The 15,206-nt window shown below is 63.2% G+C and carries 11 protein-coding genes; 2 read left to right on the forward strand and 9 right to left on the reverse strand.

What is annotated here, in order from left to right; translation table 11 throughout:
- Positions 1-125: 125 nt before the first annotated feature.
- The 3 genes from NVV93_RS17865 to NVV93_RS17875 are packed head-to-tail and all read right to left on the reverse strand — an operon-like array spanning position 126 to position 2,609.
- Positions 126-1,334 (reverse strand): acetyl-CoA C-acyltransferase, encoded by a 1,209-nt coding sequence (locus NVV93_RS17865; RefSeq protein ID WP_258251973.1) that lies wholly within the window; start codon positions 1,332-1,334, stop codon positions 126-128.
- 8 nt (positions 1,335-1,342) lie between these two features.
- Positions 1,343-1,813, reverse strand: a complete 471-nt coding sequence (locus tag NVV93_RS17870; RefSeq protein WP_258251974.1) for a MaoC family dehydratase — start codon at positions 1,811-1,813, stop codon at positions 1,343-1,345.
- Positions 1,814-1,823: 10 nt separating this feature from the next.
- Positions 1,824-2,609: an SDR family oxidoreductase gene (locus NVV93_RS17875; protein ID WP_258251975.1), complete on the reverse strand. Its 786-nt coding sequence runs from the start codon at positions 2,607-2,609 to the stop codon at positions 1,824-1,826.
- Positions 2,610-2,892: 283 nt separating this feature from the next.
- On the opposite strand from NVV93_RS17875, the gene NVV93_RS17880 reads away from it, so the two are divergent.
- Positions 2,893-3,333 (forward strand): hypothetical protein, encoded by a 441-nt coding sequence (locus NVV93_RS17880; RefSeq protein ID WP_258251976.1) that lies wholly within the window; start codon positions 2,893-2,895, stop codon positions 3,331-3,333.
- Here NVV93_RS17880 and NVV93_RS17885 read toward each other — a convergent pair.
- The 6 genes from NVV93_RS17885 to NVV93_RS17910 all read right to left on the reverse strand — a co-directional run bounded on the left by NVV93_RS17885 (position 3,326) and on the right by NVV93_RS17910 (position 13,382).
- On the reverse strand, positions 3,326-4,564 hold the full coding sequence (locus NVV93_RS17885) for an NADH:flavin oxidoreductase (RefSeq protein ID WP_258251977.1): 1,239 nt from the start codon (positions 4,562-4,564) through the stop codon (positions 3,326-3,328). The two genes, NVV93_RS17880 and NVV93_RS17885, sit on opposite strands and share 8 nt — an antisense overlap.
- A 419-nt stretch (positions 4,565-4,983) precedes the next feature.
- The gene (locus tag NVV93_RS17890) at positions 4,984-6,123 is read right to left on the reverse strand and encodes a helix-turn-helix transcriptional regulator (protein ID WP_258251978.1); all 1,140 of its coding nucleotides are present in this window, start codon (positions 6,121-6,123) and stop codon (positions 4,984-4,986) included.
- Between the two features lie 95 nt (positions 6,124-6,218).
- Positions 6,219-7,802: a DUF1302 domain-containing protein gene (locus tag NVV93_RS17895; RefSeq protein WP_258254412.1), complete on the reverse strand. Its 1,584-nt coding sequence runs from the start codon at positions 7,800-7,802 to the stop codon at positions 6,219-6,221.
- 181 nt (positions 7,803-7,983) lie between these two features.
- Positions 7,984-9,366 carry a DUF1329 domain-containing protein gene (locus tag NVV93_RS17900; protein ID WP_258251979.1) on the reverse strand — a complete coding sequence of 461 codons (1,383 nt, stop codon included), beginning with the start codon at positions 9,364-9,366 and terminating at the stop codon, positions 7,984-7,986.
- 604 nt (positions 9,367-9,970) lie between these two features.
- The gene (locus NVV93_RS17905) at positions 9,971-12,397 is read right to left on the reverse strand and encodes an RND family transporter (RefSeq protein WP_258251980.1); all 2,427 of its coding nucleotides are present in this window, start codon (positions 12,395-12,397) and stop codon (positions 9,971-9,973) included.
- A 10-nt stretch (positions 12,398-12,407) separates the two neighbouring features.
- The gene (locus NVV93_RS17910) at positions 12,408-13,382 is read right to left on the reverse strand and encodes a YCF48-related protein (RefSeq protein WP_258251981.1); all 975 of its coding nucleotides are present in this window, start codon (positions 13,380-13,382) and stop codon (positions 12,408-12,410) included.
- Positions 13,383-13,951: 569 nt separating this feature from the next.
- On the opposite strand from NVV93_RS17910, the gene NVV93_RS17915 reads away from it, so the two are divergent.
- Positions 13,952-14,941 carry a 5'/3'-nucleotidase SurE gene (locus NVV93_RS17915; RefSeq protein ID WP_258251982.1) on the forward strand — a complete coding sequence of 330 codons (990 nt, stop codon included), beginning with the start codon at positions 13,952-13,954 and terminating at the stop codon, positions 14,939-14,941.
- Positions 14,942-15,206: the final 265 nt, after the last annotated feature.

Genomic DNA, 15,206 nt, shown 5'->3' on the forward strand with positions numbered 1-15,206 from the left:
CATTAACCTCGCCGATCAAGCACAGCGAGTACAGCGAAGACTGACTGGTCTCGATAGTCCGCCCGCTCTGTTCCGGGCACATCGTCCATATGGCCTATCTCCGGAACGAGCGACGGACGGGCCGATCAGCAGATCTCGAACAGGCCGGCGGCGCCCATGCCACCACCGATGCACATGGTCACGACGACGTAACGCACACCCCGACGGCGACCTTCCAACAGGCTGTGGCCGACCATCCGTGCACCGGACATACCGAACGGGTGGCCGATGGCGATGGCGCCACCGTTGACGTTCAGACGGTCGTGGGGGATGCCCAGCACGTCACGGCAGTGCAGCACCTGACAAGCGAAGGCCTCGTTGAGTTCCCACAGGCCGATATCGGCCACGCTCAGACCGAAGCGCTTGAGCAGCTTGGGCACCGCCAGCACCGGGCCGATGCCCATTTCTTCCGGGGCGCAGCCGGCCACGGCGATGCCGCGATAGATACCCAACGGCTGCAGGCCACGGCGCTGCGCTTCGCCGCGACTCATCAGCAGACTGGCAGCGGCGCCGTCAGAGAACTGCGAGGCGTTGCCGGCGGTGATGAACTCGCCCTGCTCGATCCACTTGCCGTTCTTCCACACCGGTTTCAGCGCAGCCAGATCTTCAAGCTTGGTCGACGGCCGGTTGCATTCGTCGCGCTCGGCCAACACCTCTTCATGGCCGGTGGGCTGGCCTTCCTTGTCGAAGCACAGCTTGCGCGCGGCCAGCGGCACGATTTCCTCGTCGAACAAGCCATCGCGCTGCGCGGCGGCAGTGCGCTGCTGGCTTTGCAGCGAGTATTCGTCCTGGGCGGCGCGGCTGATGCCATAACGGCGCGAGACGATCTCGGCAGTTTCGAGCATCGGGATGTAGGCGCTCGGCATGCACTCGAGCACCGCCTCGGACTGCGCCCGGTAGCTGTTCTTGTGCTTGGTCTGGGTCAGCGACAGCGACTCGACGCCGCCGGCGATGGCGATGTTCATCTCCCCGGCGAGGATGCCCGTGGCCGCCACGCCGATACTCATCAGGCCGGAGGCGCACATGCGGTCCAGGGCCATGCCCGGCACGGTGTCCGGCAGACCGCCGGTGTAGGCGCACAGGCGGCCGATGTTGTAGCCCTGGGTGCCCTGCTGCACGGCGGCGCCCATGATCACGTCTTCCACCGAGCCCGGCTCGATGCCCGCGCGCTCGACCACCGCGCGCACCACATGGCCGCCGAGCACCGGGGCTTCGGTGTCGTTGAAAGAACCACGGAACGACTTGGTCAGCGCGGTCCGCGCGGTGGCAACGATCACAACTTCATTCATGCTCATGGACAGGCTCACTCGGCAATAGGGTTGAAGGTGTAGCGGCTGATGGTGTCGACCACGCAGCCCGGGCGCTCGCCGCCCTCGATTTCGACGCTGATGCGCACCACGAACTGCACCGCCGCGCCGACCATTTCCGCGCTCAGCACTTCGCCGCGGCCACGCACTCGCGCACCGACCTTGACCGCCGCCGGAAAACGTACGCGGTCGCTGCCGTAGTTGACGCCCATGGCCATGTTCTCGATGCTCATCAGTTGCGGCATGAACAGATTGGCCAGGGACAGGGTCAGGTAGCCGTGGGCGATGCAACCGCCGAACGGGCCGCTGGCGGCGCGCTCAGGGTCGACGTGGATCCACTGCTGGTCGCCAGTCGCTTCGGCGAACAGGTTGACCCGCTCCTGGGTGATCGGCAGCCACTCGGTGACGCCCAGGTCGAGGCCCTGGGCTTTGAGCATCTGCTCGGCACTGCTGAATACGGTGCTCATGTTTGCCTCCTCAGGCCTGTTGCGAACTGACCGACAGCACTTCGCCAACCATGTAGGAGGCGTAGTCGCTGGCCAGGAAGATCATCACGTTGGCCACTTCCCAGACTTCGGCAGCGCGGCCGAAGGCTTCACGGCCGGCCAGTTGCTCCAGCAACTCGCTGCTGGAGGCCTTCTTGAGAAACTCATGCAAGGCGATGGACGGCGACACGGCGTTGATCCGCACCCCGCTCTCGGCGGCCTCCAGGGCGCTGCAGCGGGTCAGCGCCATCACCCCAGCCTTGGCCGCGGCGTAGTGCGCTTGTTCTTTCTGCGCGCGCCAGCCGAGCACCGAGGCGTTGTTGACGATCGCACCGGCGCCACGGCGCTCCATGTGCGGCAGCATCGCGCGGGTCATGCGGAAGGTCCCAGTGAGGGTCACGTCGATCACCCGCAGCCATTCCTCGTCGCTCATCTCGGTGACGCGCTTCTGCCCGCCGAGCCCGGCGTTGTTGATCAGCACGTCGACGCCGCCCAGTGCCTGTTCGGCGGCGGCGACCAGCGCTTGCACCTCGTCTTCGACAGTGACGTTGCACAGCTGGCCGTAAATCGCCTGCAGCCCGGTCTCCGCCTTGAGGCGCTCGACCGCCTCTTCCAGACGGCGCGGATGGACATCGGAAATCATCAGCGCCCGGCAGCCTTCTTCGGCGCAGCGCTTGGCCGCGGCATAGCCGATTCCGGCGCCCGCAGCGGCGGTGATGAGTACGGACTTGCCGGCCAGCAACTGGTGGCCAGGGACATAAGGAGGGGCTTGTCTCACGATGGAAACCTCTGACGAAAACGGACGCGTACAGATATAAGCGGCGCGCCAGCGCGGCACATCGTCAAAACGGACGGGGCAGGAAAAACACCAGAGTGTTGCTATTGCGATGAGCAGGACAGTCGGCCACGAACAGCGTCAGGCGGGCAGGTCTGCGAACGGCCGCCCTGCCGTGCCCCGCCGCACGTCAGGCACGCTTCGCGTACGCAGGCCCTGGAGCCTGCATCATCTAGAATTCGCGAGGGGGCAACTGCAACGCGTCCTTGACATCAGGAGACCTGAAATGAACGGCATACCTTGGCTGGCACTGGTGGTAGCGTTTGGATGGATATCAGGGTGCGCCACCAGACCCGAACAGAGCGTCGACATCCCCCTGCTCGCTACGATGAACAGCGCCGGGACTATTGCCCATGCGTCATTGAGCTCAGCCGGCAACGAGACAACCATCTCGTTCGTCGTCGGTGGCGTGCCGAGCGGCACCACCCTGCCGGTTCATCTGTACACCTACGTCTACCCCGGCTCCTGCCAGCAGCTTGGCCCGAAACCGGCGTACTCCATGAACCAGACGGTGGGCGCGGACACCCTCTCGAGGCGTCCACCCTGGCAATTCTGGAGACGCGTCCCCGTGCCGCTGAGCGAACTACGCGCGGGCGCTTATGCCCTGGTGGTCCGCTCGGGGCCGATGGACGGGAACCTGGACCTGTTCTGCGGCAACCTCAGATGAGTGCAGCCGGCTGGGCATTGAGTTGTGCATCGCCGGGTTGGCCGAGTACGCAGGAAGTGCCGCCCGGGGTGTACATCATCGCCACACAGCGGTTGCACGATGTACAGATCGAGTCGCGGCTGGTGCCGGCGGCTAGCTTGTTGACATAGTCCGGCTCGGCGATCAGGACGCGACCCATGGTCACGGCGTCGAAACCTTCGCCCATCACCTGCTCAATGCTTTGCAGGCTTTTCGCCCCGCCCAGATAAGCCAGCGGCATCTTCACCGCAGCGCGCACCTTACGGGCGTGTTCGAGCAGGTACAGCTCGCGGAAATCCACCTTGGGCGCGGTAAGGCTCTGAATAAACATCGCCGCGGCCATGATCGGGTTGTTGCTGCTGACGCGGTTTTCCTTGGGAAAGGAGGAGCCGAACATGGTAGTGATCGACTCGACGTTCATCCCCGCACTCAACACCAGCAGATGCGCACCCTCACGCTCGAGGATTTGGGCGATGGCGGCTCCGTCCTCGGCGGTGTGGCCGCCCCGCGCGCCTTCGGTGATGCTGTATTTGCACACTACCGCCAGATCCTTGCCGACGGCATCCAACACCCGGCGCAGCACCAGGCTGGGGAAGCGCAGACGATTCTCCAGGCTGCCGCCGTATTGGTCGCGGCGCTTGTTGTACAGCGGCGAGACGAACTGGCTGAGCAGGTAGCCATGGCCCATGTGCAGTTCCACCGCATCGAAACCGGCCTCGCGAGCCAGGCGCGCACCGCGCACAAACTCGTCGGCGATCTGCTGTATGTCCGCCTCGCTCATCGCCTGCTTGCGCAACATGCCGCTCATCAGGCCGACCTTGTTGAAGCCGCTACTGGACGACAACGGTCGTGGCGCCTGCTGCGGCTTCAAGAAGGTGAAGCAGCCGCCGTGGGTGATCTGCGCCGAAGCCGCCGCGCCATGACGGTGCACGGCATCGGTCAGCACCCGCAAGTGCGGTTGCGTATCGCGGTCGAGCACAATCTGGTTCGGCAGCGTGCGGCCATCCGGGCTCACCGCGCAGTAGGCCAAGGTAGTCATGCCGGCACCGCCGGCGGCCATCGACTCGTGGAACTGGACCAAGCGCTTGGAAGGCACACCCCCCGGGGCCGAGCCCTCGTTGGTGGCCGACTTGATAAAGCGGTTTCTCAGCGTCAGCGGGCCGATGGTCAGCGGACTGAAAGGCGACACGGGCAGGTCTTTATTGTTAGGCATGACGATCCCTGGTTTCTTGTTCAAATTGTCGGTGAGGCGTCAGGCGAGGGGTCTGGAACGACGCCCAGACCGGCAGCAGGCCGCACCTGCAGGTGCCTGGATTGTCGTACTCACCCCCAGCAGCAACATCGTCCGATAGGACTATTCATCTGCCTTCGCTAGTGCCCTGAATTTGAAGTTCGTTTAAGAACCTGTTTACGATCTGCTGCGCACCGTTTTGTAGGGTGGGTTAGCCGCGTAGCGGCGTAACCCACCAGCGGTGTCGACCCGCACATCAGTGCCCAACAGGGCGGTGGGTTACGCCTACGGCTAATCCACCCTACGAATCATCGCTGCAGGCATCACCTAGCAGGCCTGCATGTCTCAACACGTAACGGGGACTCCGCCAAAATCAAACAGCCAACTTCTGATTCAGGACACTAGTTCAGCGCCGCCACGCTACTCAGCAGCAATTGCACCAGCGCCGTCTGCCGGCTCACACCCGTCTTGGCGAAGATTACGCGCAGGTGCGCGCGGGCGGTGTTGCGGCTGATATTCAGGTCCATGGCCGCCTGCTCCAGAGTCAAGCCATGGCCCAGTTGCACGGCCAGCGCGGCTTCCGCCGGGGTCAACTGAAACAATTGGCGCAACAGGCTTTCCGAGGGCTCGGCCTGCCGTTCGGGGGCTCGAATGATCACCTCTATCGCCGCCGGCGGGCCGGCTTCATAGCGCTCTGCTCGGGCGATGCTGCGCAACAGCACACCAAGGCTGCCCGGGCGTTTGCTGCGACCCAGGGAAATGGCTTCCACCACACTGCCGCCCGGCTCCGCCCGCGCCTCGATCAGCTTGCGGATCAGTCGCCACAGACGGCGGTCATCCAGGCCGGAGCTGGCCTGCAGGCGGCCGTTATGCAGTTGCAGGCCATCGGATTCGGCAAGCATCTGCTCCGCCGTGCGGTTGCATAGCAGGATCTCGCCTTCGGCTCCGAGAATCAGCGTGCCGATGCTCAGACGCTCCAGGGTGGCGGCGTACAGGCGCCGCTCGGTTCGCTCGCCGCCAAGCCGCGCATGCAGGCGCAGGGCACGCTTGAGGTGCGGCAGCAGCAGTGTACAGAGCGCACGGTCGCGCTCTTCGAAAGGCGCACCGTCCGGACCACGACTGACACGCAAGCGGCTCTCGAAGCCCTCTTCGGTATGCAGATCGGCGCCCATCATGTAGCGCACCTGCAGCGGCTGGAGGAAGTCACGGTAGATCACACTGTCCAGCCACTCGCGCTCGTCGATCAGCTCCTGCAGCATCACCACTCGATCACGCGGCAGTTTGACGAAGGGGTCGAGGGCATAGAGCGAACGCTCATACACCACGGCAATAGTCGGCCGCGCCTGACCGGCAAAGATCACCAGGCCGGGGTCGCCCGGGGCTGGCGAACGAATCGTCAGGGATACGTAGTTGGCCTGCAGACGCAGGCGCAACTGGTCGAACAATTGAGTCCAGGGCACGGGCTCGAGCACACCCTCGTAGACCAACCCGAGCAACTCGAGCAGGTCAACGGGGTGATCCTGGCATTCAGATCCAGACATGCCTGTGCCCCCGGACTATTGGCCACGTCCCGCAAGCGTGCACAGCGGTTGCAGGATCGACACCCGCAACCGCTGCAGCCCACGCGGCCAAGACATCAGAAGGTGTACTTGGCGTTGAACGACAGGTAGTCGCGGTCAGCCAGAGTACGGCCCTGGTCGATGTCCGGCGAGCTCAGGTAACCGACATAGGTCAGCCCGACCTGGAAGTTGCCCAGGTACTTGAAGTCCGCGCCCAGGGTCAGACGCTTCTCGTCACGCCCCAGCCCCTGATAGGCACTGCCATCGACGTTCTGGTTCCAGATCGCCTTGGTGGTCAGGTCCCAGCCATCGGCTATCGATGGATAGTCGAGGATGGCGCCGACCCCCAGTAGGGTCGAACCACGGGTCTGGGTTTCATACTCGAAGTCATTGAAGGTACCGTCTACCCCCGGCCCGCCACCGCTGACGGTCAGGTCGTCCACACCCTCGAGGCGCTGGTGCACCACCTCGCCCATCAGCGTGGTCTGCTGGGCGATGGCGGTTGGGCCGATGATGTACATGGCGTTCAGGTTGCCCTGCAGCAACTGGCCGCGGGCTGGCGCACCGTTGGCGAGGTAGACCGCCGCACCATCGCGGTAACTCAGGTCGCCGGCGAACTGTACGGCGTCGCCGATCTTCGAGCTGAAGCTGGCACCAGTCAGTTCGACGTCATCGAAATAACCGAGCCGGTACGAGGGCGCTTCGGCCGCACTGGCATGCTTGCCGACGCTTGTTAACGAGGAGTACTGGGTCTGCCCGGTGAAATCGAAGAACAGCGCGCCGATGCGCTCGTGGTAGCGGTAGTGGAACAGGCCGACTTCGGTGCTCTCGGTCAGGCGGTAGCGGCCGCCCAGGCCCCACTGGCCACTGTCGCCCGGTTCGACGTCACCGGCGGAGTTGACCGCCGTGAAGGTCTTGTCCGGCAGCGTGTCGATTACCCCCGGGGCGAGGCGGAAGAACTGCGCACCAGGACCAAAGTAGTCGCTACCGAAGTAGTCGCCCACCGGGTTGAGCTGGGTTTCTTCCCACTTGTACTGGTAGTAGGCCAGCAGCGTCAGCTCGTCGTTCAGCGACCAGGAGCCGGAAACCTGACCGACCGGCAGGTAGGCATCCTTGGCTTCGGTGCCCGGCACGTTGAATTTGGTGGCATCGACCGGCGCCTGGCCCTGGCTGATGTTCGGCCAGAACAGGCTCTCGCCCCAGGCGACCAGATGGCGGCCGGCCTTGACCGACAGGTACTGGTCACCGAAGACGTCGAAATTGCCGTAGACATAGGCGTCCAGCAGCCGCGATTTGCCGCCGCTAAGCTCGCGGGTGTCCTCGACGAACCCGTCGTGACGACCGATCTTGTTCACCGTAGACGCCGAATCGTTGGCGTTGCGGTTGTGGTAGACATCGTCATAGAACGTGCTGCCACGCAGCACCCCGCCGAGATTGTCATGCTTGAGCAGCAGCTCGCCGAACAGGCTGACCCGGTTGTTGATCAGCGAACCGCGCTTGAAGTTGCGCGTGCCGTCGTCGTAGTTCGGGTGGTTCAGGTACTCGTGCGCCTGCTTGGCGGTACGCATCGATGCGGTGTAGTTGGCCGTCAGTGACGAGTCCAGTGTGGTGTTCTCGCCCAATTCGAAGCTCGGCCCGGCCATGGCCGAACCACTGGCCATGGCCACCGCGAGACTCAAAAGGCAAGGCGCGCGACGCTTGCCCGCTCCCCGATAAGCATTATTTTCCAGCCTAGACATGCCCTTCTCCTTGTTGTTGTTTTTGCCGCTGCCGAGCCATTGCCACAGCGCACAGCGGCATGGCGGGCCGAGGAGATGTTCTCCGCCTCGACCCGCATGATCCTTACTGGCCTAAGCGGCGCGCGGCCTCAGGGCCGAAGTCGCGGATGGTCATGTCACCCTTGTTCAGGAAATAAGCGTTGCGCTGCTCGTTCACCAGGTTGAAAGCCAGGTAGCTCGAGGCGTTCAGGTCATGGTAGAGACCAACACCGGCCTGCCAGGTCTGGGTTTCCGGCGCATAGAAGAAGTTGAGCATCGAGGTGCGCCACAACTCACCACGGTTGTCGTAGTTGTCGCCCATGATCGGGAACCAGGTGTCCTCGTCGATATACATCTTGCGCTTGCCATACAGGTGGCGATAACCCGGCTTCAGGGTGCCTTCCAGCTCCCAGACACGGTGCAGCTCGTAGCGCATGTAGTCCGGGTTCATGTGCCCCGGGGTCAGCATGTCGGCGTACTTGAGCTTCTCGGAGTGCAGGCGGGCGGTGTTGGAGGGAATGTACATTTCGCGCTTGCCGACGATCTTCCAGTCATAGCGCTGGCCGGAGCCGTTGAAGATGCGTACCTCGTCGACAGTGATCGAACCACCGGTTCCCGGGAACGCCATATCGAAGCCATAACCAGGCGACTGGCGAACCCGCCGGGTACCCGGGTCATAGCGCCAGCTCTGGCGCGGTTCGGTCTTGTCGTTCCAGAACTCGGTGCCCGTGTTGATCTCGCCCTTGTCGCGTTGCGGCAACTGGGTTTCGTTCAGGTAGTACGCGGAGTTGCCAACGGTATCGCCGATCCGGCCTGGCTCCAGCCCCGGCGCGATGTTGCGCGAGTTCACGCGGCCCCAGTTGATATTGCCGTTGTTGAGGACGTAGGCGTTATCGGAGACATACTCCTCAGTCCAGGCTCGTATCGTAAACAGCGACGAATTTTTCAGCAGCTCCCCCCCCGACTGGGGAATCGGGAAAGCCACGCCACCCGTGCGCCCCACGACGCCCTCGCCATCGTCGACCAGCTTGGCCACCGCGGCGTTTTCTAGAGTCGCCTTGCAAACCGTGTCGGAGAAACGGAAGTCACGGTGCGAGGGATAGACTGGAACACGGAAAGTCTGTGGGTACAGCTTGAACAGGGCTTTCTGCCCGTCGGACAAACGCTCGGCGTACTGCGCCATGTTCTGCGCGGTAATGACGAACAGCGGCTTCTCATCAGGGTAAGGATCAAGCGGATGCTTACCCGTTCCGTCGAACTTCATCCCCGTCGGTACGCCCAGCCATTTCCCGCTGTATTCGGGAATGCTGCCGTCGGCATTGCCAGCCTTTTCCGCCCCGACGCACGTCAGGTCCTTGCCGAGTCGTGCAATCTGATCGGCCGGTGCCTGCCCGAAGGACAGCGCGCTATAGCTTTGCAGTGCTAATGCTGCGCTCAGGCATAAGCCAATTTGGTAATTACGTCGCATGCTTTTCTCCTTGTTACAAATCGACGGCCAGCGCTCGCCTACAGATGACGTGGGGCACCTGACAGGTGAATGGAATAAGCGAGGTTTCGGAGCGCACAGCGCTGGCGTGGCCGTGGCTGCGACGGGGGCCTGACGGCAGGTAAAAATAGGTGCGTGTCATTCTTGTTATGCCCCCCTGTTTGGCTCCGCCAATGGATGGCGGTAGCCCAGTATCGACAGGGCCCATGGTCGGCGGCATCGTCCGCGCGGACTACGCGACACTCCTTGCGCACCCAAAAAGTGCACGGAGGCGGCAGCTGCGTAGGGCGGGGGCAACCCGCGTGGCCACCATACCGGCGGGTTGCACCCGCCCTACGCGCTGAGCCGCCTGCAGGAGCGCTCCCGCTCTTGTAGGTTGAGCGATACCCAACGAGCAGTGCTCACCTGGCCAACGATGGGTATCGCTGCGCTCAACCCATCCTACGTGCTGTTCTCCCTCGCCCCGCTGGGGAAATGGCCGGGGAGAGAGGAGAAAACTCGCAGCAACGCAATATCTCCGCCTGTATCTACTACGCACCCCTCTCCCTAACCCTCTCCCCAGAGTGGCGAGGGGATAAAAGCCATTTCAGACCTCGAGCACCGGCTCGGGTTGTTTGCTCGCGGCCTGCTGCGCCAGCTGGGCAGCCCCCTGCTCGGCCACTGCCGACTTCACCAGGGGACGCCCCTGGTTGAACCAGGCCGCCAACGCCGGTAACAGGAAGATCGCCCCGAACATATTGACCAGGAACATGAAGGCCAACAGCACACCCATGTCAGCCTGGAACTTCAGCGGCGCGAAGGCCCAGGTGCAGACACCGATGGACATGGTCACCGCAGTGAACACGGCCGCTGTACCGCGCTGACACATGGCCAGGTAGAAGGCATGGCGCAGGTCCTGGCCCTCGGCCATTTCATGCTGGATACGCTCGTACAGGTAGATGCCGTAGTCGACCCCGACCCCGACACCCAACGCCATCACCGGCAGGGTCGCGACCTTCAGGCCGATCCCCAGCGCCGCCATCAGGGCATTGCACAGAATGGCCACGATGCCCAGCGGCACCAGAATGCACAGCACCGCGCGCAGCGAGCGGAACGTCAGCAGGCAGAACAGCGCCACCGAGCAGAACAACGCAGCCAGCATCACCACCTCGGCGCGCTTGACCGCGTCGTTGGAGGCCGCCATCACGCCGACGTTGCCGCCGGCCAGTTTGAACTCGACGCCGGGTGCCTTGATGCCGCCGATGATGCGCTTGGCCTCATTGACCACGTGGGACACCGTGGCGCCTTCATGGTCGTTGAGGAACACCAGGATCTGCATGCGCTGGCAGCCATCGACGACCAGTCCGGAGTCCGGCGAATAGGCCAGCGAACCCTGCTGCAAGCCACGCGACGAGCCAGGAATGGCGGCCAAACGCGGGTTGCCCTCGTTGTTGCTGGCAATCATCTCCTTGCTCATCCGCGCCACGTTCTGCACCGACTGCACCCCGGCAACGTTGCGCATCTGGAAGTCGAAGGACTCCACCGCACGCATGACCGTAGGGTTCAGACACGCCTCAGTGATGCCCGGCACCTCGACGAATACCGCCAGCACATCCAAGCCAATGGAGTAGCTGTTGATGATCTTTTCGTTGTCCTGGTTATAGCGCGAGTCGGCGCGCAGCTCCGGTGCGCCAGTGCCAATATCACCGACCTCGAGCTGCCGCGCCTTGACCACCCCGAAGCCCAGCAGTAACAGGCTGATGGCGAACACCGCCAGCGCCGGACGCGGCTCGGCCAGGGCCGATAGGCGCCACCACAGCGGATGCTTGGTCTGCGCGCTGGCGTCGTTGCTGCCGTGCGCCGCAGGTTCCAGATGCAGGTGCGAGATGATGATCGGCAGCATCATTTTGTTGGTGACGATCATCAGGATCACGCCGATGCAGGCCGTCACCCCCAGCTCATGCACGATCGGAATGTCGATCAGCATGATCACCGCAAAGCCCAACGCGTTCATCAGCAGTGCCAGGGAACCGGGGATGAAAATCTTGCAGAAGGCCGCGCGAGCAGCCGCCACCGAGTCGCTGCCGGACAGCACATCCTGCTTCCAGGCGTTGGTCATCTGCACCGCATGGGAGACGCCGATGGAGAAGATCAGGAAGGGCACCAGGATCGACATCGGATCGATACCCAACCCCAGCAGCGGCAACAGGCCCAGCAACCACACCACCGGCAACAAGGCCACAGTGAGCGCCACCACGGTCAGCTTCAGCGAACGCGAATACAGCCATAGCAACAGTGCGGTGATCAGGAACGCGACCACGAAGAAACCAATCACCGTGTTCAGCCCTTCGACCACATCGCCGACCAGCTTGGCGAAGCCGACGATATTGATCTCGATGTTCTCGCTGTTGTACTTGGCGCGGATCGCTTCCAGGCTCTTGGCGACGTCGACATAGGACACCGACTTGCCGGTCTTCGGGTCGCGGTCTTGCAGGTCGGCGCGGACCATGGCCGATTTCAGATCGTTCGCCAGCAACCGCCCCGTCTGCCCGGCGCGAGCGGCATTGCTACGGACCTGATCGAGGTCGGCCGGCGAGCCAGAATATTGCGGCGGCACCACCAGGTCGCCGACATAGCCCTCTTCGGTGATCTCGATGTAGCGCACGTTGGGGGTGAACAGCGAAGTTACGCTGGGGCGGCTGACCCCGGAGATGAAGAACACATCATCCGTGACCTGCTGCAGAGTCTTGAGGAACTCCGGGTTGTAGATATCGCCCTCGCCCTTCCAATGCACATTGACCAGCAGGCGGTTGGCACCGGTGAAGACTCGACTGAAATCGAGGAAGTTCAGCATGTACTCATGGCGCACCGGGATCTGTTTGTTGAAGCCCGGATCAAGTCGCACCTGGGTGGCGCTGTAGCCCAGCCCCAGCGTCACGATTACGAACAGGCCCAGCAGCACGCTGCGCTTGGCCATCAGTTGGTCCGCGCACCATTCCACGCAGCGTTCCACCCACGTCCTGCTCTGCTTCATCTCCAGCCTCTCAATGTCCAACCGCTGCAAGGCTGCCACCGGCACCCTGGGATACACCGTGTTCGCCAGCCACCAACACATCCTGGCCATTCAGGACTACGGCGGAGGTCAACGTGCCAAGTCCGGCGCGGCGCGTGATGTCGTGCAATGCGCCGCCGGCGTCGAGACGGACCAAGGTACTTTCGGCACCGACGATCACCAGCCCAGCGTTACCGGGCAACCGCACATGGCCATAGAGCGGCAGGTTGTTGCCCACCTCGACCTGCTTCCAGCTGAGGCCGAAGTCCTGGGTCACGAATATGTGCCCGCGCATGCCGTAGGCCACCCAGCGCTCGGGCGACAGGCGCACGACGCCGAACAACGAGCCGTTGTAGAAGGCCGGCAGACTTTCCCAATTGGCCCCGTGATCCACCGAGCGCAGCACCATGCCTTGCTCGCCGACAAGCATCTGGCGGCCATCGTGACCGCCATCCATGCCATTCAGGTGGTAACCGTCGACCGACACCTCGCGCTGCAACCAGCTAAGCCCGCCATCAGTCGATTCGAGGAACTTGCCGTTACTGCCGAAAGCCGCCACATGCCGCTCGCTATCCGCCCACACACCCAGCAGCGGCTCGGCCCGCTCGACGTCGTAACGAACCTCTTGCCAGGTCTTGCCCGCATCTTGCGAACGCAGGATCCAGCCATCGTTGCCGACCACCACCAGCACCGACGGGGTCAACGCGACCACACCGGTGAGCGTTGCATCGCGCTGCTTCGACAGTTGCGCCTGCTGCCAGGATTTGCCCTGATCGGCGCTGAGCAGAATGGTGCCGCGCTCGCCCACCGCGACCAGCTGCTGGTCGTTGGCGAGCATGTCGTTGATTTGCACGCGGTCGGTATGCAGCACGGTCGCCGCCATGGGCGCGGGGCTGCGAGGAGCAAAGGCGTATACGACAGTCACCATGACAATGGCGCTCATGGCATATCCGATCAGCTGGCGCATGACGGACTCCATGGTGCGACAGGTAAGCGCACGACTGGTTTCATGCTCGCGATCCTCTGATTTTGTTTTTCTTCTCATGCCGGGCTGCTTCGAGCCCGAAGACACAGACTGGCAACGATCATCCGACCGTCCCGCCTCCCTAACATCGTCCAAACGGCTTATTCCAGAGCGGTCGCTGCCGGCGGCGCAGCATGGCCCGCATCGCCCGGAAGATGTGCTGCAGGCCGCTGCGTCGTCGCTATACGGCCGACGGCTGCGCTGAAAGAGGGGGAAGGCCTCAGTTAGTCCAACTGGACGATGCCGAGTCTTTTTCCATGACTACATAGTCACGCGCATTGACTCCCCAAGCCTGAGTTGCAGGTCGGGCTGACCCCCGACCTCGGCACAGGACGCTATGACCAGCACAACAACCAGTCTCGACGCGTTGCAGTTCTTGCGCGCGAGTAGCCGGGCTGTCCGGCAGAAGTCGATGTCCCTCGCCCACCCTGCAAGACCGTAACAGGCGTTCGACATCCGAATGCTGCCCATCCCGGTGGGCGGCGACCTTTGGCATAACGGAGACAACAACAATGAAACAGCTGTTAGCCGCCTCACTGGCCTTGGCCGGTTTTGCTCTGACCCAGCCGGCCCAGGCCCTGAACATCATGCTGACCAACGACGACGGCTGCCGTGCCGCGGGGATCAACGCCGTGTATACGGCGCTGGTCGGCGCCGGCCACCAGGTCACCCTAATCGGCCCGCTGTACGACAGCAGCGGCATAAGCGCCGCCAGCGCGGTCACGCCCGGACAGGCCTTGTCGGTGACCGAACTGGCGCCCGGCAAGTTCTGCGTCGGCCCGCCGGAAGGCTACACCCCGCCGGCCGGCAAGACCTCGGCGATCGGCACCCCGGTGGATGCGGTCAACGTCGGCCTCGGTCTGCTGCTCAAGGACAACCCGCCGGACCTGGTGGTCTCCGGGACCAACTTCGGCGAAAACGTCGGCCCGACCTCGCAAATGTCTGGCACGGTGAACGCTGCGGTGCGCGCCATGTTCAGGGGCGTGCCGGCGATAGCGGTCTCCACCGAGTTCGACATGGCGCTGTATATGAAGGACCGGACGGCCGCCTTCCTGAAGACCCAGAATGCGCTGGACGATACGGCCAACTTCGTAGTCAAGGTGATCGACAAGGCCGGCGCTGCCGCAGCCCAGGCCCAGCAAATCTGCGAGAAGAGCAAGGGCAAGGCCAAGCCCTTCTGCGAGATGAACGTACTCGGTTTGCCAGGCACTACCGGGCTGAGCATCAACTACCCGGCCCGCGAAGCCGCCGAGGTGGCAGGCGTCAGCTATGCGCCGATCGGCGACTGGGGCATATGGAACTACGCCCCGCAACGCGGCGCGGACGGCGTGCTGCGGCTCAACCTGGTGGCGCCAACGACGCCGACCGCGGCCCAACAGCAAGCCGATGCCTATCAGCTCTCGCTGGGCAAGGCGGTGATCACCGTAATCGACGGCAATATGACCGCACTTCCGTTGCCGCAGGCGCAGGCCGAACTGATCCTCAAAGGCCTGGAACCCTGATTTAGCCGATATGAAAAACGCCCCCTGCGCTGTTAAGGCCGGGGGCGTTTTTATTGGCTATGTACCCGTAAAGTGTTGCGCACTCTTGTATCTACAGGTCTGACTCAGATTTTTTGTAGGAGCGGATTTATCCGCGATAGCCGGCACCACGGATCGCGAATGAATTCGCTCCTACCAAAGCGCTGAAACCAGATTTTGGGTGGGTTACACCGCTACGCGGCTAACCCTCCCTACGGAACCCGACCAATGAAAAAAGCCCCTGCGC

Origin of the sequence: Pseudomonas sp. LS44 (assembly GCF_024730785.1) — a bacterium.
Lineage (GTDB): Bacteria > Pseudomonadota > Gammaproteobacteria > Pseudomonadales > Pseudomonadaceae > Aquipseudomonas.